This is a genomic window from Mesorhizobium sp. WSM4311 (assembly GCF_002295115.1).
Classification (GTDB): Bacteria; Pseudomonadota; Alphaproteobacteria; order Rhizobiales; family Rhizobiaceae; genus Mesorhizobium.
In genome coordinates this window covers 15,395-34,801 of sequence record NZ_NSFV01000007.1, presented here as the reverse complement: position 1 = coordinate 34,801, position 19,407 = coordinate 15,395, and the positions used below count along the sequence as shown (strand labels likewise).

The following is a 19,407-nucleotide window of genomic DNA, read 5'->3' as shown; positions in this document are numbered from 1 at the left end:
TCCTTGGCCAGTCTCAAAATTGGCAGTCACATCAAGCGAACGAAAATCTGGTAGAGGCGCCACTCGCCAGCCATCCGTCCGAGACGGATCCGAGGGCCGCCGGGAGAACAAGACGATGAACGCACGAGAACAAATCCGCCCTGACGCCGCGGTCGCCGGCGAGCATGTGGAACCAGCCCGCGGCATGCCCGACGCGGCCCGCAAATATCAACCCTATCCGACGGTTGGCCTCACCGACCGCACCTGGCCCTCGAAGGTCATCGACAAGGCGCCGATCTGGTGTTCGGTCGACCTGCGCGACGGCAACCAGGCGCTGATCGATCCGATGGGCCATGAGCGCAAGGCGCGCATGTTCGGCCTGCTGCTCGACATGGGCTTCAAGGAGATCGAGATCGGCTTCCCCTCGGCCTCGCAGACCGACTTCGACTTTGCCCGCTGGTGCATCGAGGAAGGCAACGTGCCCGCCGATGTGTCGCTGCAGGTGCTGGTGCAGTGCCGGCCCGAGCTGATCACGCGCACCTTCGAGGCGCTGAAGGGCGCCACCAACCCGATCGTGCATTTCTACAATTCGACCAGCGAATTGCAGCGCCGCGTCGTCTTCGAAAAGGATGTAGGCGGCATCAAGCGCATCGCCACCGATGCGGCCAAGATGATCACCGACATGGCGGCCAAGGCCGGCGGCGGCTATCGCTTCGAATACTCGCCGGAAAGCTTTACCGGCACCGAGCTCGAAGTCGCGCTGGAGATCTGCAACGCCGTCACCGAGATCGTCAGGCCGACATCGGACAACAAGCTGATCATCAACCTGCCGTCGACGGTCGAGATGTCGACGCCCAACATCTATGCCGACCGCATCGAGTGGATGTGCCGCAATCTGGACAACCGCGAGAACCTGATCATCTCGCTGCATCCGCACAATGACCGCGGCACCGGCATCGCCACCACCGAGCTCGGCTTGATGGCGGGCGCGGACCGCGTCGAAGGCACGCTGTTCGGCAATGGCGAGCGCACCGGCAATGTCGACATCGTCACGCTGGCGCTCAACATGTACACGCAAGGCGTCGATCCGGGCATCGACTGCTCCGACATCAACCGCATGAAGGACGTCTACGAATACTCGAACCAGTTGAAGATCCCCGAGCGTCACCCCTATGTCGGCGAGCTCGTCTACACCGCCTTTTCCGGCTCGCACCAGGACGCCATCAACAAGGGCATGAAGGCGCTGAAAAAGGCCAACACCGGCCTGTGGGAGGTGCCCTATCTGCCAATCGACCCGGCCGATGTCGGCCGCAGCTACGAGGCGATCATCCGCATCAACTCGCAGTCCGGCAAGGGCGGCATCGCCTATGTGCTGCAGGCCGATTACGGCCTCAATCTGCCGCGCAACCTGCAGATCGAATTCAGCCAGGCGATCCAGGCGATCACCGATGCCGAGGGCAAGGAAGTGCCGGCCAAGCGCATCCATGAGCGCTTCCTCGAAACCTATGTCGACCAGCCGGGCGCGCGCCTGAAATTCCTCGACCACCACACCTATCCCGATACAGTGGTCAAGGGCCGGCGCGTGATCGAGGCAGTGATCCTCGACAAGGGCAAGGAAGTGACCATTACCGGCACCGGCACAGGCCCGATAGACGGCTTCGTCGATGCGCTGTCGCGCCATGTCGGCATCGAGATGTCGGTGCTCGATTATTCCGAACACTCGATGCAGCGTGGCTCCAATGCATCCGCAATTTCCTATGTCGAAATGGAATATCCCGGCGGCAAGCTGTTCGGCGCCGGCATCAACACCAACATCGTCGCCGCCTCGCTGGAAGCGGTGACGTCGGCCGCCAACCGCATCGTCGGCCGCAAGCCGCGGTAGCGTCTACCGACGATTGGCGCGAGAGATCACAACCGCTCTCGCGCCAGCCGTTTTTTCGGCCTTGGCCTCAAACGGCTGACACCGGCGACCCACCAATCCTGTAGCCGGCATCGGCCGCGTCATTAACCACCGGAAAATTATCCGGTGAGGTACGCGATCGCATAAGGGGTGTATACTTGTGTGGTGATGCGAGCCCTATATGATCGCGCCTCAACCTGTGCCGACTTCGAGAGGATCGACACTTGCAGCATGCCACGCCTGCCGCCCCCGCAGTGCGCGAGACACTGGAGCGACTGCTTGCCAGCGAAACGTTCGGACGGTCCGAGCGCGCGCGCAAACTGATCCGTTATCTCGTCGAACGCGAACAGGCCGGCGAAGCCGACAGGCTCAAGGGCTTTTCCATCGCCATGGACGTCTTCGGCAAGGACGGCGATTTCGATCCATCGACCGATGCCGTGGTGCGGGTGCAGGCAGGCCGGCTGCGCGAATTGCTGCAGCAGTATTTCGCCAACGAAGGCATCGCCGACCCCGTCCGCATCGCCATCCCACGCGGCGGCTACGTCCCGGCCTATGAGCTCAACGCCATTCGTCTGCCGGAAGCAGCCAAACCCGCCGAGCAGACGCCGGCGGCGGCTCCGGCCGAGCACCCCAGTGCTGCCGAGGAGGCCGTGGCACCCGCCGCATTGCTGGCGCCGGCGGCAGCACCCGCGCCTTCGGTGGCGCGCCACCTCCGCTTCTTCTGGATGGCGATCGCCGTGGTCATCGCCATGCTCGGCGTCCTGATCCTGCGTCAGGGCGGCGGCGCGCTGCTCGCCGGCGGCGATCTGCCGGCGACGTTCGAGAGCGCCGGCCTGACCAGCAGCATCGGGCCGTCCCCGGTCAGCGAGGCCCTGCCGCTCGTCTACATCGCCGTCAAGGCCAGCGGCGCGGACGCCACCCGCGTCGCCGCGTCGTTGCGCGCCGGCCTGAGCGGCTTCGATACGATCGATTTCATCGGTCGCGACACTGTCGACAAGACCGATCCGGCCGCCGGTGCAACGAGCTTCATGTTCGATGTCCTGCCTGGACCGGGCGCTGGCGAGATCACCATCGAACTGCAAAGCGTGGCGACCGGACGTGTGCTTTTGTCGCGCAAGCTGACCGTCGCCGACAGCGCGCCATCGACCGTCGAGGACCGTATCGCCGGCATCCTGAGTTCGGCGCTGCCCGCGTCCGGCACGATCTACAACTACATCGAGCAGAGCGGCATTCAGAACGGCCTGACGCAGTGCCTGCTGCTCAACGGCAAATACTATCTCGACCAGAACGCCAGAACCCACGAGGCCGCCTATCGCTGCCTCGAAACCCTTGCCGAGAACGGCGCAAGATCGTCGCTTGTTTATTCCGAGCTCGCCTCGTTACACCTCGAGGCCGTGAACGACCACTACGCCTATCCGCCGGATGCGACGATCGAGAAGGCGATGACATTCGCCCATCGCGCCGTGCAGATCGGTCCGACCAGTCCCTATGCGCATCGTTCCTACGGCTACATCAATTCGCGTCTTGGCAACGCCGACGAAGCGCTGCGCTGGATGCGCAAGGCCTATGACCTCAACCCCTATGACGTCGCCATGGCGGCCGCCTATGGTTATGGGTTGGTTTTCGCCGGCCGCTACGCCGAGGGAACCCCCCTTCTGGCCCATGCCGTGGATGCCTCCAGCGGCCATCCGACATGGTGGGATTACGGGCTTTTCGCCGGGGAATTCATGCTTGGCGACACGAACAAGGCCGCGATCGCCAGCTCTGCCCTGAGAACCACCGCAACAAAGTCACACTATCTTGCAGCCCGGCTGATCGGCGCCAGGATCTCCGGTCAGGACAGCCTGGCACGTAAGCTGCTCGATGAACTCACCACCAAATTCCCCAAATTCGCCGCCAACCCTCGCGCGACCTTCATTGACCGAAAATATCCGGCCGACCTGACCGAGCGGCTGATCGGCGCCTTGCGCGCCGCCGGGCTCGGCAACGCCAGCTGACCTCGTTTGGACCAATGGAATTGTTGGGCGTTCGCGCCCACAGGACGAAGCGCCGATCCGGCTGATTTCCCGGCTTTTGCCGGACGAACCCTTGGATGACATGCCAGCGCTCGCGAAAATCGCGAAAGGTTTACTGGCCATGGACAAAGAGCAATCCAGTCGCATTTCAAGCGTTCCCGCAATTTGATACCGTCCGCTTTCATGATCTCATCGCTCCACGCTGCCGAAAAGGGTGCCGGGTCCAAGACCATCGTCTTGCTGCACGGTTTCGGCGGTTGCGCTGACGTCTGGCGCGACGTGATCGTCCCGCTGGCGCCCTCCGCGCGCACGCTTGCTTATGACCTGCCGGGACATGGCCTATCGCTCGACTTTCCCGATGCCGGGCCTGCAAAGGTGGCGGCAAGGGCCGTTCTTGCCGACCTTGCGGCCCGCAGGGCCAAACGCATCCATCTCGTTGGCCATTCGATGGGCGGAGCGGTGGCGACCTTGATGGCTCTGGCCGAGCCGGAGAGGGCGGCCTCGCTGACGCTTCTGGCGCCTGGCGGCTTCGGCCCGGAGATCAACGGGCCGCTGTTGCGTCGTTATGCCGGCGCACAGAGTCTGTCCGAGATCCTCGCCTGCCTTGCCGCCATGTCGGGTCCACGGGCGCCGCCTTTTGATCACACCGCCGATACGCTCCGCGAAATGCGCCAGCGACCCGGACAATCGGAAAAACTCGTCGCGATCGCCGCCGCCATGACCAGGGACGACCGGCAAGGCGTCATCCCGCGTGGGCATCTGGACAGGCTGACCATGCCGGTGATGGTGGTATGGGGCAGTGATGACGCGGTGCTGCCCTTCACCCAAGCCGACGACCTGCCGGCGCGCTTTCATGTGCATCAAGTGCTGGAGGCCGGCCATATGCTGATCGAGGAAGCGCCCGATCTGATCGCCAGCATCATCCGGCGCAATATGAACCGTCGGGCCAGACCCGTTCGCCCCAAACTCGCCGCCGCGGCCAGTTGAGTTGCTTAATGCATGTCGCCCAAAAATGACCTCGCTTTTGGCAGCACGACATGCATGAAACAAAGATCTGAAGCGCGTCGCGTAACGCGACGCGCGTCGGCGCAACATCCCACAGCGCGTCGGTCCGCTTCATCTCGCCAGTGCATTTTGCCGGCGTCTGTGTTAACCCCGTGTTAACCAAACCCGCGAGGCAGACGCCGATGAAGGACACAGGCGAAAAGATCGATCCGTCAAGCAAACTGTCCGATGCCGTCCGTGATGTGAAGAACGCCTTCGCCGACCGCGACGATGTCGTCGTCGACATGCGCGAGGCGCATCGCATGCGCCTTGATCTCCTGGCCGCCGAACTCGCACCCGTCTTTGCCGATGTGCCCGCCGACATGGACAATTTCGACTTCGTCGTTTCGTCAGGGCTGCAGCCGCGTCTGTGGATCGATGCCGTCAGCCATGTCGCCATGGGGCGCGACCGCCGCACCTACCGCTTCCTCAAGGACACCCGCATCGGCCGTGTGGTGCTTGCCGAATCGACCGAGATGAAGCCGGTTGCCGATTCGGTGACCCGGTATGTCGCCGAGCGCATCGTCGAGCGCCAGAGGATGATGGAGGGCGGGGTCGAGCCGGCCGTCGCCAGCATGAGGCGCGCCGAGGTGGCGGAGGCCGAGCCGCCGCTGCGGTCGCCGCAACGCGGCAAGGGCTGGTCGGCCTTCCTGTCAGGCCTTGGCCTGGTCGCCGCAGGCGCACTGGTCGGCCTGGCGGTGTCGGTCGCCCTGTTCTGGGACCGCCTCGTGGCGATGGTGTTCAGCCTGCGGCCATAGAAGCGCTGGCCTCCACACCCAGTTCCAAGGTCTGCAGATCGGCAGGCGGTATCGCCGGCCCGGTTAGGCCGCGCCGCGTCAGCCGGATGCGCCAATTGCCCTTTTCGCCATCGATATCGAACAGATTGTACTGTGCGGCCGGATGCTTGCCACCCGGCGCCTGGCCGGCGGCGGCGACCCCGACCACTGGAACCTTGGTGCCGCGCAGCCCGATCTGGAACAACGACGGCAGATGCGAATGACCGTGCAGGACAAGTTCCGCACCGTTCTTGCGAATGACCTTGTGGAAGCGGGCGATGCCGAACAGCCGCTTGTGCTGCGAGACGGCGCCGCGCACCGGCGGATGGTGGATCATGATCGCGCGAAACAGGCCTTGCCCGGCCGCATCGCGCAGGATCTTGCCGAGCCGCTCCGCCTGCCCTTCCATGAAGAAGCCGTTGGCCATGAAGGGTGCCGTGGCGCGCGCCGTCGAGACGCCGATCAGCGCGACATTGCCGCGCACGCGCAGATACGGGAACGCGTTGCGGTCGACCGGCGTGTTGACGCCGTCGCCGCTCATCCAGGCCGCCCATGCGCGGCAGACCTTGTCGAAGGCGCCGGGCACATAGGCGTCGTGGTTTCCGGGAACCACGGAAACGTCGTTCGGCGATCCCAACGTCTCCAGCCAGTGCTTGGCCATCTCGATCTCGCCGTCGAGCGCCAGATTGACGAGGTCGCCGGTGACGGCGAGGTGGTCGGGGTTCTGCGCCTTGATGTCGGCGGTGATGGCATCGATGACGGCGTCATGCATGTGGCGCCGGCGATTGCGTTGCCAGTTGACGTAGCCGAGCACGCGCTTGGAGGCGAGATCGCGATAGGATACATCGGGGAGCGGCCCCAGATGGACATCGGAAATATGCGCGAGCCTGAACATCCATCCCTCATAGGCGACCAGCGCCGCGCTTTCCACTCAAGGTTTTCTTACCGGTTTCGCACCTGATGGCAAATCCGGACGACATCTTCCGACAGACCGGCTGGCCGGGTTTGCGGGCCAGGCTGTTCCATCTCTATTTCGTGCTGCGGCGGCCAATGACGCTCGGCGTGCGCGGGCTCGTCCATGATACCGCGACGAATTCCGTTTTCCTGATCCGCCATACCTATGTGCCCGGCTGGCAGCTTCCCGGCGGCGGCGTCGAGGTCGGAGAAACGCTAGCCGAGGCGCTGGTGCGCGAACTCGCCGAGGAAGGCAACATCGCGCTGAACGCGCCGGCGGTGCTGAAGTCGATGCATTTCAACTGCCGCTCCAGCCGCCGCGACCATGTCGGCTTTTACGTCATCGAGCATTTCAGTCAGACGATACCGAAGCTGCCGGACCACGAGATCGCCGAGGCCGGCTTCTTCCCGCTCGATGGTTTGCCGGAGGGAACGACGCCGGCAACGCTGCGACGGATCGCCGAAGTTTTTGGGGAGGAACCCGCGTCGCCCTATTGGTAAGCTTGCCTTAGCCGTTAAGTCGCAAACTGCGACGCTCGTCGATGTCGAGATTGTCCGCAAACCGAAGTATCAGATTGGGTTCGCCGTTCATCCCAAGCGGTGGGTTGTTGAACGCTTCTTAGCGTGGATCAGCCGAAAGCGGCGGCTCTGGAAAGATCCGCAAGCGACATCAAGTCCGCAAAAGTCTTCCTTTGCGCGGCATGCATCATGACCCTCGTCAGACGCATTGCCCGTGCATCATGAATTCTCGCACGGGCTCTCAGATCGCGAACCTTGCCCGGTCATGCGGCGCGCCATAGTCGAGCTCCGGCCCCACCGGCACGATTCGTGTCGGATTGATCGTTTCGTGGCTGCCGTAGTAGTGCGCCTTGATGTGATGCAGGTTCACAGTCGCGGCGACACCAGGCACCTGATAGAGATCGCGCAAATAGTTCGACAGGTTCGGATAGTCGGCGATGCGCCGCAGATTGCATTTGAAATGGCCGACATAGACCGGGTCGAAGCGCACCAGCGTGGTGAACAGCCGCCAGTCGGCCTCGGTGATGCGGTCGCCGACGAGATAGCGCTGCTTTGACAACCGCTCCTCCAACGTATCCAGCGCCGCGAACAATTCGCCGAACGCCTCCTCATAGGCACGCTGCGTGGTGGCGAAGCCGGCGCGGTAGACGCCGTTGTTGACCGCGGGATAGACCAGCGCGTTGACGCGGTCGATCTCATTGCGCAGGTCCTGGGGATAGAAGTCGAGGCTTGCATCGCCCCATGCGTCGAACGCCGAATTGAGCATCCGGATGATCTCGGAAGACTCGTTGGAGACGATGGTCTGCTCCTTCTTGTCCCACAGCACCGGCACGGTCACCCGGCCGGAATAGGCGGGATCGGCCTTGGCATAGATCTGGTGCAGGAAATCGAGACCGTAGAGCGTGTCGCCCGTGGCGCCGTCCTCGGCCAGGAATGTCCAGCCGTTGGCGCCCATGAAATGATGCACGACCGAGACGGAGATGATGCCTTCGAGCCTCTTCAGCGCGCGAAAAATCAGCGTCCGATGCGCCCACGGGCAAGCGAGCGAGACATAGAGATGGTAGCGCCCCGGCTCGGCCTTGAAGCCGCGCCTCCGGCCTTCGGCCGGCGCCCCGTCGACGGTGATCCAGTCACGCCATTGCGACTGCGTTCGCACGAACCTGCCGCCATTGTCAGCCGTATCGTACCAGCGATCCTGCCACCTGCCCTCGACCAGCAATCCCATGCGAATCTCCTTGCATCCTTCCGCATTATCTAGGCGCAAGTTTGCCCCGCCGAAGACGTCAGGCGCTGAACAGACCGTCACTTGACGGAGACGGCGAACACATCAGGCCAATTGCGGCGGCCGAAAATTGATGCTAGCGGACACTCCGCATGTTCGACTTTGCTTTGATCCGGTTTGACCGACGACGAAAGGGCGCCCGCGCTTGATGAAGCGCTGACTGGCGAACGCTGCCGTTTGCAGCAACCTTTCCTCCTCTACCGGAACGCAAAGACCATGAGCCTTGCCGACGTGAAATACCTGCCGGAAACTCCGGCGCACGACCCCGAAATCGAAGCCATCAATGACGAGGCCTTCGGGCCCGGCCGCTTCGTGCTGGCCGCCTACAAGATCCGCGAAGCCGGCGGCCACGAGCGTGCACTGTCCTTTGTGGCGGTCGATGGCGATCTCGTCGTCGCCTCGGTGCGCATGACCCGCATCGCCGCCGGTGCCGGCCGCGCGCTGATGCTCGGGCCGCTCGCGGTGCGGCCGGCCTTCAAGAATCTCGGCATCGGTCGCCGGCTGGTGGCGATCGCGCTCGAAGCGGCTGCAAAGGCCGGCGCACCCGCCGTCATACTGGTCGGCGACGAGCCCTATTACGGGCCGCTCGGCTTCAAGCGTATCCCGCGCGGCCAGATTTCGATGCCGCGCCCTGTCGATCTCGACCGCCTTTTGTCGCACGAGATCACGCCGGGCGCGGTCGCCAGGCTCACCGGCGAGGTCGGTCATGCCAGCCAGGCCAGGGTCGCCGAGCACGTCTAGGCGATGGCTTGACCTTGGCCGTCGATCCAGGCCTGATCCATCCCTGTTTTCTGGGAGCAATTCCAGGAAGATGTGAAACGGTTCGGCGCTTTTGTGAAATAATGAATTTCTCCGGGAAAGGATGACGCCATGAACCCGAACGGCCAGATCGCGATCGTCACCGGCGGCGGCTCCGGCCTTGGCGAGGCGACGGCGCGCGCGCTTGCCGCCAAGGGTGCCCGCGTCGCCATCTTCGATGTCGGCATCGATCGCGCCGCCAAGGTCGCCGCCGAAATCGGCGGCATTGCCGTCCAATGCGACGTCAGCAACGCCGACAGCGGCGCCGCCGCCGTCGCCGAGACGGCGAGCAAGCTGGGCGAGCCGCGCCTCCTGGTCAATTGCGCCGGCATCGCCATTGGCGTGAAGACGATCGGCAAGGACGGGCCGCATCCGCTCGATCAATACCGCAAGGTGATCGAGGTCAATCTGATCGGCACCTTCAACATGATCCGCCTGGTCGCCGACCGCGCCGCCAGGCTCGAGCCGCTGCAGGGCGGCGAACGTGGCGTCATCGTCAACACCGCTTCGGTCGCCGCCTATGACGGCCAGATCGGCCAGGCCGCCTATTCCGCTTCGAAGGGCGGCGTGGTCGGCATGACCCTGCCGGTGGCGCGCGACCTTGCCCGTTCCGGCATCCGCGTCTGCACCATCGCACCCGGCATATTCAAGACACCGATGATGGCCGGCATGCCGCAGGAGGTGCAGGATTCGCTCGGCGCCGCCGTGCCCTTCCCGTCCCGCCTCGGCGAACCGTCCGAATATGCCGCACTTGCCCTGCACATCATCGAAAACCAGATGCTGAACGGCGAAACCATCCGCCTCGACGGCGCCATCCGCATGGCGCCGAAGTAGTATAAGTCCGGAAGTGCGATGCGGTTTTGGCCGACTTGCATAGAACGCTTGCCAGGACCGGCATCATCGTCTGATAAGTGGAATAGGAAAATCAACTTAGCAGGACGAGACCCTTGGCCGATCGAAAGAAGGACGTGATCCGCCAGACCGACGCCGAGGCGATCCGCTTGGCGAAGACGCTTCTGCGCAGCGCCCGCTTCGGCGCCCTGGCGGTGCTGGAGCCGCAGACCGGGTCGCCGCTGGCGAGCCGGGTCGGCGTCGCCACCGATATCGACGGCGCACCGCTGATCCTGGTCTCGATGCTCTCGGCCCACACGCCCGCCATGCTTGCCGATCCACGCTGTTCCCTGCTGCTCGGCGAGCCCGGCAAGGGCGACCCGCTGGCGCATCCGCGCCTGACGCTGATCTGCCAGGCGTCGCGGCTTGAGCGTGGCTCTGACGCACACGCCCGCGCCGAGCGCCGCTATCTCAACCGCAATCCCAAGGCCCGCCTCTATGCCGGGCTCGGTGACTTCTCGATCTTTCGCCTCGAGCCGCAGCGCGCCAGCCTCAATGGCGGTTTCGGCAAGGCCTATCTGCTCGATCGCTCCGATCTCGTCACCGTCGGCCCCATCGTCGAAGAACTTGCGGTAAGCGAACAATCCGCCATCGAGCACATGAACGCGGACCATCTGGACGCGGTCGCCATTTACGCGCATCATTACGCTGGGGCATCTGCCGACGGCTGGGGCATCGCCGGTTTGGACGCCGATGGCATGGATCTGGTGTCGGGAGACGATGTTTGCCGGGTATTCTTCCCACAACCTCTGGTAGCGACGAGGGAATTGCGACCCGTTCTGGTCGAAATGGCCAGGGGCGGCCAGGCGGCCGGACGGGCAGATGATGAAACTTAATTGCATTTGATCAAAAGCAACACTTGAGATTTGAAGGAAATGTTCTACCCTTCACAGGTGGCACTGACTCGTCAGTGGCCTTTCGCAAGTGAATTTATGGATTCAGGCACCATTGCCCCCATGGCGCCTTGATGAGCAAACAGCATGGGGCATTCATGGTCTCGACAAAGCTAATCGCCAACGCCGAATCTGCTGCCGAATTTTTGATGCTCATGGGCAACGAAAAGCGGCTCTTGATTATGAGCTATCTGATCGACGGTGAAATGTCGGTCGGCGCCATCGCCGACAAGGTGATGCTCAGCCAATCCGCGCTCTCGCAGCATCTGGCCAAGCTACGGGCGCTTGACCTCGTGGAAACCCGCCGCGACCGTCAGATGATCTACTACTCCTGCAAATCCGACGCGGTGCGCGAGCTGCTTGTCGTGCTGGATGGTATTTTCGGTACCGGCAAGGAGGACCTGTCCCAGATGGCACAGAGATTGCGCCGCGCCGGGACTTGACCGGACGCTGCTGCGGCCGCTTACCTCGCTGACGATTTTCGGAGCGTGGCTTGTGCGTCTCTCCAACGCACGAACCACGCTCTCGATGTTTGAGCGCAGGACATGGACCCAATTCGCATCGACGACCCACGGGATTCACGCGTCGCCGCCTATCTCGATATCCGCGAACGCGATCTTGCAGGCCGACAAGGCCGTTTCGTCGCCGAAGGCAAAGTGGTTCTCGATCTGCTTCTGTCGTCCGGCCGCTTCGGCGCCGAATCCATTCTTGTCCTGGAAAACCGGCTCGGCGGCCTGGAGGACATCCTGCACAAGGCGCCGGCGGACCTGCCGGTCTACGTCGTCACCAGCGCGGTGATGGATGCGATCGCCGGCTTCCACATGCATCGCGGCATCCTGGCCATCGGCCGCAAGGAGGCGCCGCAAGCGGCCGGGCCGTTGCTGGATGCGTTGCCCGACCAGGCCTTGGTGGTGGTGCTCGTCGGCATCGCCAACCACGACAATATGGGCTCGATCTTCCGCAACGCCGCCGCCTTCGGTGCCGATGCGGTGCTGATGGATGCGACATGCTGCGATCCGCTGTACCGCAAGGCGATCCGCGTTTCCGTCGGCGCCGCGCTCAAGATCCCGTTTGCATCCTTCACCGACACATCAGGCTTTACGGCGATGCTCGCCGAACGGGATTTTGAACAATTCGCCCTATCGCCGCGTGGACGAACCGACCTACGCGATGCTAGGCAGGCCGAACGCTTGGCGCTCTATCTCGGCACCGAGGGCGAAGGCCTGCCAGAAAGCCTGCTTGCGCGCCTGCAAACCGTGCGGATCACCATGTCGAAAGGCTTCGACAGCCTGAACGTCGCCGCCGCGTCAGCCATCGCGCTGCATCACTTCTCGCATCGTTGAGCAGCATGGGCGACGGCGGCGCACCGCCGTTTCAGTTCGCGTCCGCCTTCTGCAAGGCCCGCACGCGGTCGGCGAGGCTACGATCGCCGCCGTTGGATCGGCTGTCCTGTGGTGCCGCCAGCGCCTTGGCGATCGGGGAGTCAGGCCCCTCGAGCTTGGCCGTCAGGTGGACGACTTCAGCCGCAAGCTCGTTCATCTGCTCGCGCAGCGCGGCACTGGCATTCGCCGTGCCCGACGATGCCGCGGCGCCGAGATCCGCCTTGAGCCGCTTGTTCTCGCGCGCCAGCGCCGTCAGCCTGGCCTCCAGCCGCTCGCGGTCGCTGTCGAGCTTGGCGATCGCCTGGTCCAGATCGTCGCGCTGTTTGGCCTCGTCAGGCCTGCCCGCTTCATCCGGCTTGCCGACCAGCCGCAAGGCCGGTCCGCCGTCCTCGGCCTTCGCCTTTTCGCGCAGGCGCGCCAGCTCCCTTTCGCGGCGGTCGAGCTTGTCCTCGCGATCGGCTAGCGTCGCCAGCAGCCGTTCGACCTTCTTGTCGAGTTCGGCCACCCTTTTCTTCTCCGCCTTGAGCGCATCGCGTGCGGCCTTGCTTTCGGCCGCGATCTCCTGCTGGCGCCGGTCCGCTTCCTTGCGCTGGCCGCGCAGCAGCGCGATATCGCTGGCTAGCTTCTGCAATTCGGACTCCCGCGCCACGAGCTCGATCTGCCGGCTGGAGGAGGAAAAACTGGCATCGTCATACATCTGCTCCAGCTTTTCCAGCTCGAGCGCCCGCTTCTCCAGCTTGCGTTCGGTTTCCTTGAGCCGCTCCGAAAGCCGGTGCAATTCCTCTTCGCGCTGCCGCAGCGCCTCGTTCTTGGCGCCGAGTTCGGCGAGCGCGTTGTTCTTGTCCGTGCGTTCGATCGCCAACCCCTTCAACGCCTCGTGGCCACGATTGATCTCGACGAGCTGTTCGGCCGCTTTCTCGCGCAGCGCCTTGACGTTCATTTCGAGGCGGCGCGTCGCCATGGCGTATTCCGCCCGGATGCGGTCCTTGTCTGCCTGGATTTCGGTCTGTGTCAGCGGGATGGAGGCCTCGATGCGCCTGCGGGTCAACGCGACGGCACGGCGCCAGACGGCCGGAGCCACCATCAGCGCCAGAAAGCCGGCGCAGAGAAAGCCGAGGGCAAAGAACAGGACCGACTGAACCAAAGGACTACCCGCTATCGGCGGCAACCGCCGGAACTGGACCGCATCACACTGGCATGGCGGAAATCCGGCGCTGCGGCAAGAGCTTGCCGCAGCACGCGGAGGGTCACAGGCCTACAATTCCCATCGAAAACTTGGCATTGCGGTCATGACCGGTCGGACTTTAGAACGGATTCCAGGTCGCCCGCTCGGTCAGTTTCAGATAGCCGAGATTGACGCCGAGCCGGGCGCCGACGCCGGTGCGGATCGGCACCAGGAGCACATTGTTGTTCTTCAGCACATTGAAGCCGACGCCTGCCACCACATAGGCCGACCCCGCGACGCCGCCATACCGGTTGTAGAGGTTGCTGACATCGTCGAGATTGTAGACCAGCATCATCACCCGGGACCCCTCGCCGCCGAAATCCCAGCCCAGCGACGGGCCTTGCCAGAACACTTTGTGGTCGCCGGCATTCTTGGTGTAGAGCGTGCCTTCGCCGTAGGTCAGGCCGCCGATCAGCGCGCCCGACCCCTCCTCACCGAGCAGATAGCCATTGGGCAGCCCGTAGGAGGCAAAGATCTTCTCGACGACGGTGGCGAGCCCACCCGATGTCGCGCCGAAGAACTTGTGACCGGAATCGATAATCTCCTGAGCGGTGTACTCCTGGGCCCGCAGGGCTGAAGTCGAGAAGACGAGGACGCCCATGAGCGTGATCGCCATTGAGCAGACACGGAGAAACTTCCGGCCTGAGGTGACGCGGAGGAAACTCCGGTCGTAGAATCGGGAAAACATGCTTCCAATCTCCGTCATGGAGCACTTTCGCCGACGCCTCGCATCCGGTCCGGCTCTTTAGGCGGCCGTTAAGGATGACTGTTAGGGGCAAACTATGCCGTAATCCTTTTTCAACCATTAACTCCCACAGGAAGATGGCGGTTCGAAGGCTGGCTTTTGGGGTCGCGCGGCTCTGAAAGCCTGCGCAAAGGCGCCATTTGCCGGACGACAATTTTGGATTTGTTGCTGTACGTACAGCTGCTGTGTATTCAGAAAGCCTCGGGTTGAGGCGTGATTCGTATAGGCAGGCGCGACGATCGCTCGCTCGGCCAGGAATTGTGGAATTTTGCAGGGATTTTCACCGATGGCCGATCTGTTCACCCTTTCCGCGCCCGACCTCGCGGCGCTTCTGTGCAGCCGTGTCTGCCACGACATCATCTCGCCGGTCGGCGCGATCAACAACGGGCTTGAACTGCTTGACGAGGGCGGCGCCGACGAGGACGCCATGCGGCTCATCCGCCAGAGCGCCAAGAACGCCTCGGCCCGGTTGCAGTTCGCCCGCATTGCCTTCGGCGCGGCAGGCTCCGCCGGCATGCTGATCGACACCGGCGACGCCGAAGCGGTGGCGATCGCCTTCCTCAAGAACGAAAAGCCGGAACTGACCTGGAATGGGGCGCGCGCGCTTCTGCCCAAGAACAAGGTCAAGCTGCTGCTCAACCTGATCCTGGTCGCCAACGCCGCCATTCCGCGTGGCGGCAAGCTGGTCGTCACCCTCGAGAATCTCGAGACCGAGCCGCGCATTTCGCTTTCGGCAAGCGGCCCGATGCTGCGCGTGCCGCCGAAATTCCTCGAACTGCATTCCGGCCACAAGCCGGAAGAGCCGATCGACGCGCATTCGGTGCAACCCTACTACACGCTGCTGCTGGCCCGCGAGGCCGGCATGACGATATCGATCCATGCGACGGCGGAAGAAATCGTGCTTTCGGCAGCCTGAGCGTCCGGCCGGCTTGCCGGGAGAACAAAGTATTTCAACGGCGTAATATTGCCGTGACGGCTCAATCCGCGGCGGCAGCGAAGCATTCGCGAAGAAAAGCCTGTCCGGCGTCATCTTTCCAAAAATTTTACCTAAAGACTTTTCGGGTTCTTTACCAGATCGGCCTAGGGTGCTTGTCAGATGCCCCGCACGACCGGATTGCCCCAAGGCAAAGAGGACCCGGAAATGAAACGCTGCATGTTCGTCGACGATTCAAGCGTCATCAGGAAGGTTGCAAAACGCATCCTGGGCGGTTCCGACATGGTGGTCATCGAAGCAGCCAGCGGGCTTGATGCACTGGAGATGTGCGCCGCCGACATGCCCGACATCATCGTCGTCGACGGTGCCCTGCCGGACGTGCAGGCGGTTGACCTCATCCGCCGCGTGCGCGCCATGGAAAGCCCGATAAGACCGCAGATCCTGATCTCGCTGGTGGAGCTCGACATCGCCTCGATCATGCGGGCCAAGCGCGCCGGCGCCCAGGGCTATCTCCTGAAGCCGTTCAATCGCCCGCAATTGCTCGAGCGCTTTCGAAACCTGAAAATCGCAGCTTGAGGCGGCAGAGGCCTCTCATCGCTGATCCATGACGCAAAAACCCGGCCGAAGCCGGGTTTTTTGTCGATGATGGCAATGATTCGGGCGGCGCGCGCCGCTCAGGCGCTGACGCGGATGTCTTCGGGTTCGCGCAGCACGTAGCCGCGACCCCAGACGGTCTCGATGTAGTTCTGGCCACCGGATGCGGCGTCGAGCTTCTTGCGCAGCTTGCAGATGAAGACGTCGATGATCTTCAATTCCGGCTCGTCCATGCCGCCATAGAGGTGGTTGAGGAACATTTCCTTGGTCAGCGTGGTGCCCTTGCGCAGCGAGAGCAGCTCCAGCATCTGGTATTCCTTGCCGGTAAGGTGCACGCGCTGGCCGCCGACCTCGACGGTCTTGGCGTCGAGGTTGACCACCAGGTCACCGGTGGTGATGACCGACTGAGCGTGGCCCTTGGAGCGCCGCACGATGGCATGGATGCGCGCAACCAGCTCGTCCTTGTGGAACGGCTTGGTCATGTAGTCGTCAGCGCCGAAACCGAGGCCGCGCACCTTGTCCTCGATGCCGGCCATGCCGGAAAGGATCAGGATCGGCGTCTTTACCTTGGAGAGGCGAAGCGTTCTCAAGACCTCGTAGCCGGACATGTCGGGCAGGTTGAGATCGAGAAGGATGATATCGTAGTCGTAGAGCTTGCCCAGATCGACACCCTCTTCACCGAGGTCCGTCGTATAGACATTGAAACTTTCCGATTTCAGCATCAGTTCGATGCTTTGTGCGGTTGCACTGTCATCTTCTATCAGCAGAACACGCATTTCATTCCCCTTTTCTGCTGCCGGGCCATTTCACGACCCGTCCTGCCCCGGAGCAGTGGTTGCCTTGTGCAGAGGCTGCCATTGAATGGTTAACAAAACCTAATTTCCCGTCCATGACGGTATCAGATTTTTTAACCCCTTTCTACACCCTCTTGAATCTAATAACGAATCTCATGCCCAAATTCCTAATGCAACACATTAACAACCCGGACTAAGCGACTCCAGGGACTCATCGACGCGCCTTCGCTTCGGCGGCCGGAATTTTTACCCGGCCTTAAGTCCTGACCCGTATGATTAACAATGCCCGTAAACGAATGGTTACCGCCGGCAAAAAACTTTAGGGTTTTGTTTCCCATAGTTCGGGAGATGCCGGTGGACACGGGCAAAGCCTGGGCCTTTCCAGGTGGTTTGGACGATATGTGCGGGTGTGCGTTTCCGGGAGTACCGAATCATGAAGTCACGTGAAAACCTCGTTCGGCTGAAACAGTTTCAGGTGAATGAGAAGCGGCGCCAGCTGCTGCAGCTCGACATGATGATCGCCGAGTTCGAACGCATGGCCGTCGAACTGGAGCTTCAGATCACCGCCGAGGAAAAGAAAGCCGGCATCACCGACATCAATCATTTCGCCTATCCGACCTTCGCCAAGGCGGCCCGCTTGCGCCGCGACAACCTCAGAAATTCGCAAAGCGACCTCGCCCAACAGCGAAGCACTGCCGAATCATTACTCGGCGAAGCTGAAGCGGAGCTTTCCAAGGCTGAAATGCTGGAATCGCGCGACACCAAGGTCCGCGAAGCCGAAACCGGTGGCCGCAGCGCCATGATCGGCTGAACCGGCGAGATCGGCACCGGCGCGGGCGGGGAGTTCATCGGGCCATCGGCCCGAACCACCCCCTTGCCGCGAGATCCCCGCTCTAGGCGGCCCAATCCCCTTCACTTACGGCAATCGCCCTGGCCCGGGCATCCTTGATGTCAGGCGCGTGCTGCTCCGCCCATGCCCTGATCTGGGTAAGCAGCCCTCCCAGATTCTGGCCAAGCTCGGTCAATTCATATTCGACGCGCGGCGGAATGACCGGAAAGATCTCACGCCGCACAAGACCGTCGCGCTCGAGCACGCGCAATGTCTGCGCCAGCATCTTGGGCGTGATCCCTTCGAGTTTGCGGGCCAGCTCGCCATTGCGCAGCCGGCCTTTGCGCAGCGCGCAAACCACCAGATAGACCCATTTGCTGGCCAGCATCTCGAGCACGGTGTGGGAAGGACACGTCCGCCGGAACGCATCATAGCCGAAGGGGGAGTCGTCATCGCTATCCATGAGGTGAGTATATATCAAAAAGGTACATACTGGACAAGGGAATATTACTATCCAAATGATAGCGGCACCAACCAAGCAGGAGAGATACCATGCGTGCCGTTATCCAGAATTCCTTCGGCGGACCCGAAGTTCTTGTCATCGCCAACCAAATCGATCCCTCTCCCAAGCCCGGCGAAGTGCTGGTCCGGGTCAAGGCAGCCGGCATCAATCCGGTCGACGGCGCCGTCCGCTCTGGTCACTACAAGCTTCTCGGAGAGCCGCCCTTCATCGTCGGGTGGGATATTTCGGGAACCGTCGAGGCGCTCGGCGCCGGCGTCACCGGCCTCAAGGTCGCAGACGAGGTGTTCGGCATGCCACGCTTCCCCAAGCAGGCGGCGGCTTACGCCGAGCGAGCAGCAGTGCCGGCCGACGAGGTCGCGCTGAAGCCGAAGGCGGCGGACCATATCCAGGCAGGCGCGTTGCCGCTGGCCGGCCTGACCGCCTGGCAGGGCCTTGTCCGCCATGGCGCCTTGAAGTCGGGCCAGCGCGTGCTGGTGCATGCGGCGGCCGGCGGTGTCGGCCATCTGGCAGTGCAGATCGCCAAGGCGCGCGGCGCCTACGTCATCGCCACCGCCAGTTCCAACAAGCTCGATTTCGTCCGCAATCTCGGCGCCGACGAGGTCATCGACTACACTCAAGGCGATTTTGCCGGCCGGATCAGCAACATCGATCTGGTGCTGGACCCAATCGGCGGCGACCATGCGGAACGCTCGCTGAAGGTCATCAGGAACGGCGGCGTGCTGGTGTCCTTGCTGGATCTGAACGACACCACCAGGGCGCTGGCCAGCGCGCGTGACATCCGCGTCGAGCGCATGTCCGTCGTGCCTGACCGCGAAGGCCTGGTGGAGCTTGGCCGGTTGATCGACGCGGACAAGCTCACCGTTCATGTGGCGAAGAGCTTCCCGCTCGAAGAGGCCGGGGCTGCTCACGCCTTTCTCACCACCAAGCCAATCGGCAAGGTGGCGCTGACGATCTGACCGGCAAAGACACGACCCAAAAGCAAAAGGGCGCGGCATGCCGCGCCCTTTTGTATCTTCAGCCCGGCCCTAGTGCCGGTATTGCTGGATGCGCGTGGTGCGCAGCCCGGCAAGGCCATATTCGTCGATCGACGCCTGCCAGGACAGGAATTCCTCGGTGGTGAGCTTGTAGCGCTGGCATGCCTCTTCGAGGCTCAAAAGCCCGCCGCGCACCGCCGCAACCACTTCCGCCTTGCGCCGGATAACCCAGCGACGCGTGTTGGTCGGCGGCAGATCGGCAATCGTGAGAGGGCTGCCGTCAGGCCCGATAACATACTTAACTCTAGGTCTAACCAGATCGGTCATCGTACTCTCTACAAAAAACTCAAAGACCC

21 protein-coding genes and 1 pseudogene are annotated in these 19,407 nt (G+C 62.8%); 15 read left to right on the top strand and 7 right to left on the bottom strand.

The features are described 5' to 3' along the window. The first annotated feature begins 115 nt into the window (after positions 1 to 115). The 4 genes from leuA (at position 116) to CK226_RS19250 (ending at position 5,696) form a co-directional block, all read left to right on the top strand. A complete protein-coding gene (gene leuA, locus CK226_RS19265; RefSeq protein WP_095773472.1) occupies positions 116 to 1,861 on the top strand; it encodes a 2-isopropylmalate synthase in 1,746 nt (581 codons plus the stop codon). Positions 1,862 to 2,103: 242 nt separating this feature from the next. Beyond that, positions 2,104 to 3,876, top strand: a complete 1,773-nt coding sequence (locus tag CK226_RS19260) for a hypothetical protein (RefSeq protein WP_095792754.1) — start codon at positions 2,104 to 2,106, stop codon at positions 3,874 to 3,876. Between the two features lie 201 nt (positions 3,877 to 4,077). Beyond that, positions 4,078 to 4,881, top strand: a complete 804-nt coding sequence (locus CK226_RS19255; protein WP_095792753.1) for an alpha/beta fold hydrolase — start codon at positions 4,078 to 4,080, stop codon at positions 4,879 to 4,881. Positions 4,882 to 5,081: 200 nt separating this feature from the next. Continuing rightward, positions 5,082 to 5,696, top strand: coding sequence for a hypothetical protein (locus CK226_RS19250; RefSeq protein ID WP_095792752.1), 615 nt, complete (start codon positions 5,082 to 5,084; stop codon positions 5,694 to 5,696). On the opposite strand, the gene CK226_RS19245 is transcribed toward CK226_RS19250, so the two are convergent. Beyond that, complete coding sequence (locus CK226_RS19245) at positions 5,680 to 6,609, bottom strand: metallophosphoesterase (RefSeq protein WP_095773703.1); 930 nt, start codon at positions 6,607 to 6,609, stop codon at positions 5,680 to 5,682. The two genes, CK226_RS19250 and CK226_RS19245, sit on opposite strands and share 17 nt — an antisense overlap. A 65-nt stretch (positions 6,610 to 6,674) precedes the next feature. Here CK226_RS19245 and CK226_RS19240 point away from each other — a divergent pair, with 65 nt between their 5' ends. Then, on the top strand, positions 6,675 to 7,169 hold the full coding sequence (locus CK226_RS19240; RefSeq protein ID WP_095773469.1) for an NUDIX domain-containing protein: 495 nt from the start codon (positions 6,675 to 6,677) through the stop codon (positions 7,167 to 7,169). 25 nt (positions 7,170 to 7,194) lie between these two features. Continuing rightward, a pseudogene (locus CK226_RS35570) lies at positions 7,195 to 7,412 on the top strand (IS5/IS1182 family transposase); the annotation flags it as partial. A gap of 16 nt (positions 7,413 to 7,428) precedes the next feature. On the opposite strand, the gene CK226_RS19230 reads toward CK226_RS35570, so the two are convergent. After that, on the bottom strand, positions 7,429 to 8,412 hold the full coding sequence (locus CK226_RS19230; RefSeq protein ID WP_095792751.1) for a glutathione S-transferase family protein: 984 nt from the start codon (positions 8,410 to 8,412) through the stop codon (positions 7,429 to 7,431). Positions 8,413 to 8,685: 273 nt separating this feature from the next. Between CK226_RS19230 and CK226_RS19225 the strand changes: the two genes are divergently transcribed. The 5 genes from CK226_RS19225 to CK226_RS19205 all read left to right on the top strand — a co-directional run bounded on the left by CK226_RS19225 (position 8,686) and on the right by CK226_RS19205 (position 12,394). Then, on the top strand, positions 8,686 to 9,210 hold the full coding sequence (locus tag CK226_RS19225; RefSeq protein WP_027047317.1) for an N-acetyltransferase: 525 nt from the start codon (positions 8,686 to 8,688) through the stop codon (positions 9,208 to 9,210). Positions 9,211 to 9,339: 129 nt separating this feature from the next. After that, on the top strand, positions 9,340 to 10,101 hold the full coding sequence (locus CK226_RS19220; protein WP_095773467.1) for a 3-hydroxyacyl-CoA dehydrogenase: 762 nt from the start codon (positions 9,340 to 9,342) through the stop codon (positions 10,099 to 10,101). Between the two features lie 113 nt (positions 10,102 to 10,214). Beyond that, complete coding sequence (locus tag CK226_RS19215; protein ID WP_095792750.1) at positions 10,215 to 10,994, top strand: HugZ family protein; 780 nt, start codon at positions 10,215 to 10,217, stop codon at positions 10,992 to 10,994. A gap of 155 nt (positions 10,995 to 11,149) precedes the next feature. Continuing rightward, a complete protein-coding gene (locus CK226_RS19210; RefSeq protein ID WP_027047319.1) occupies positions 11,150 to 11,494 on the top strand; it encodes a metalloregulator ArsR/SmtB family transcription factor in 345 nt (114 codons plus the stop codon). 102 nt (positions 11,495 to 11,596) lie between these two features. Beyond that, positions 11,597 to 12,394, top strand: a complete 798-nt coding sequence (locus tag CK226_RS19205) for an RNA methyltransferase (protein ID WP_095792749.1) — start codon at positions 11,597 to 11,599, stop codon at positions 12,392 to 12,394. Between the two features lie 31 nt (positions 12,395 to 12,425). Here the strand turns inward: CK226_RS19205 and CK226_RS19200 are convergent, their stop codons facing one another. Both CK226_RS19200 and CK226_RS19195 read right to left on the bottom strand, forming a co-directional pair. Continuing rightward, the gene (locus CK226_RS19200) at positions 12,426 to 13,577 is read right to left on the bottom strand and encodes a hypothetical protein (RefSeq protein ID WP_095790137.1); all 1,152 of its coding nucleotides are present in this window, start codon (positions 13,575 to 13,577) and stop codon (positions 12,426 to 12,428) included. 160 nt (positions 13,578 to 13,737) lie between these two features. Continuing rightward, positions 13,738 to 14,274 carry a DUF1134 domain-containing protein gene (locus CK226_RS19195; RefSeq protein ID WP_244277619.1) on the bottom strand — a complete coding sequence of 179 codons (537 nt, stop codon included), beginning with the start codon at positions 14,272 to 14,274 and terminating at the stop codon, positions 13,738 to 13,740. A 415-nt stretch (positions 14,275 to 14,689) separates the two neighbouring features. Here CK226_RS19195 and CK226_RS19190 point away from each other — a divergent pair, with 415 nt between their 5' ends. After that, complete coding sequence (locus CK226_RS19190) at positions 14,690 to 15,319, top strand: histidine phosphotransferase family protein (RefSeq protein WP_019860754.1); 630 nt, start codon at positions 14,690 to 14,692, stop codon at positions 15,317 to 15,319. 225 nt (positions 15,320 to 15,544) lie between these two features. Next, complete coding sequence (locus tag CK226_RS19185) at positions 15,545 to 15,913, top strand: response regulator (protein WP_019860755.1); 369 nt, start codon at positions 15,545 to 15,547, stop codon at positions 15,911 to 15,913. 98 nt (positions 15,914 to 16,011) lie between these two features. Here the strand turns inward: CK226_RS19185 and ctrA are convergent, their stop codons facing one another. Beyond that, complete coding sequence (gene ctrA, locus CK226_RS19180; RefSeq protein WP_006203583.1) at positions 16,012 to 16,707, bottom strand: cell cycle two-component system response regulator CtrA; 696 nt, start codon at positions 16,705 to 16,707, stop codon at positions 16,012 to 16,014. Positions 16,708 to 17,158: 451 nt separating this feature from the next. On the opposite strand from ctrA, the gene CK226_RS19175 reads away from it, so the two are divergent. After that, the gene (locus CK226_RS19175; RefSeq protein ID WP_027047321.1) at positions 17,159 to 17,536 is read left to right on the top strand and encodes a flagellar export protein FliJ; all 378 of its coding nucleotides are present in this window, start codon (positions 17,159 to 17,161) and stop codon (positions 17,534 to 17,536) included. A gap of 82 nt (positions 17,537 to 17,618) precedes the next feature. Here the strand turns inward: CK226_RS19175 and CK226_RS19170 are convergent, their stop codons facing one another. Further along, complete coding sequence (locus CK226_RS19170; protein ID WP_095792748.1) at positions 17,619 to 18,017, bottom strand: helix-turn-helix domain-containing protein; 399 nt, start codon at positions 18,015 to 18,017, stop codon at positions 17,619 to 17,621. Positions 18,018 to 18,106: 89 nt separating this feature from the next. On the opposite strand from CK226_RS19170, the gene CK226_RS19165 reads away from it, so the two are divergent. Then, entirely contained in the window at positions 18,107 to 19,033 is a 927-nt protein-coding gene (locus CK226_RS19165) for an NADP-dependent oxidoreductase (RefSeq protein WP_095792747.1), read from the top strand. Positions 19,034 to 19,102: 69 nt separating this feature from the next. On the opposite strand, the gene CK226_RS19160 is transcribed toward CK226_RS19165, so the two are convergent. Continuing rightward, entirely contained in the window at positions 19,103 to 19,378 is a 276-nt protein-coding gene (locus tag CK226_RS19160) for a DUF1153 domain-containing protein (protein ID WP_006203587.1), read from the bottom strand. Positions 19,379 to 19,407 lie beyond the last annotated feature (29 nt).

Bases quoted from the DNA above. Each gene is read 5' to 3' on its own strand.
- leuA (WP_095773472.1), top strand. From the start codon at position 116: ATGAACGCACGAGAACAAATCCGCCCTGACGCCGCGGTCGCCGGCGAG.
- CK226_RS19255 (WP_095792753.1), top strand. From the start codon at position 4,078: ATGATCTCATCGCTCCACGCTGCCGAAAAGGGTGCCGGGTCCAAGACC.
- CK226_RS19250 (WP_095792752.1), top strand. From the start codon at position 5,082: ATGAAGGACACAGGCGAAAAGATCGATCCGTCAAGCAAACTGTCCGAT.
- CK226_RS19245 (WP_095773703.1), bottom strand. From the start codon at position 6,609: ATGTTCAGGCTCGCGCATATTTCCGATGTCCATCTGGGGCCGCTCCCC.
- CK226_RS19240 (WP_095773469.1), top strand. From the start codon at position 6,675: ATGGCAAATCCGGACGACATCTTCCGACAGACCGGCTGGCCGGGTTTG.
- CK226_RS19230 (WP_095792751.1), bottom strand. From the start codon at position 8,412: ATGGGATTGCTGGTCGAGGGCAGGTGGCAGGATCGCTGGTACGATACG.
- CK226_RS19225 (WP_027047317.1), top strand. From the start codon at position 8,686: ATGAGCCTTGCCGACGTGAAATACCTGCCGGAAACTCCGGCGCACGAC.
- CK226_RS19220 (WP_095773467.1), top strand. From the start codon at position 9,340: ATGAACCCGAACGGCCAGATCGCGATCGTCACCGGCGGCGGCTCCGGC.
- CK226_RS19210 (WP_027047319.1), top strand. From the start codon at position 11,150: ATGGTCTCGACAAAGCTAATCGCCAACGCCGAATCTGCTGCCGAATTT.
- CK226_RS19205 (WP_095792749.1), top strand. From the start codon at position 11,597: ATGGACCCAATTCGCATCGACGACCCACGGGATTCACGCGTCGCCGCC.
- CK226_RS19195 (WP_244277619.1), bottom strand. From the start codon at position 14,274: ATGGCGATCACGCTCATGGGCGTCCTCGTCTTCTCGACTTCAGCCCTG.
- CK226_RS19190 (WP_019860754.1), top strand. From the start codon at position 14,690: ATGGCCGATCTGTTCACCCTTTCCGCGCCCGACCTCGCGGCGCTTCTG.
- CK226_RS19185 (WP_019860755.1), top strand. From the start codon at position 15,545: ATGAAACGCTGCATGTTCGTCGACGATTCAAGCGTCATCAGGAAGGTT.
- ctrA (WP_006203583.1), bottom strand. From the start codon at position 16,707: ATGCGTGTTCTGCTGATAGAAGATGACAGTGCAACCGCACAAAGCATC.
- CK226_RS19175 (WP_027047321.1), top strand. From the start codon at position 17,159: ATGAAGTCACGTGAAAACCTCGTTCGGCTGAAACAGTTTCAGGTGAAT.
- CK226_RS19170 (WP_095792748.1), bottom strand. From the start codon at position 18,017: ATGGATAGCGATGACGACTCCCCCTTCGGCTATGATGCGTTCCGGCGG.
- CK226_RS19165 (WP_095792747.1), top strand. From the start codon at position 18,107: ATGCGTGCCGTTATCCAGAATTCCTTCGGCGGACCCGAAGTTCTTGTC.
- CK226_RS19160 (WP_006203587.1), bottom strand. From the start codon at position 19,378: ATGACCGATCTGGTTAGACCTAGAGTTAAGTATGTTATCGGGCCTGAC.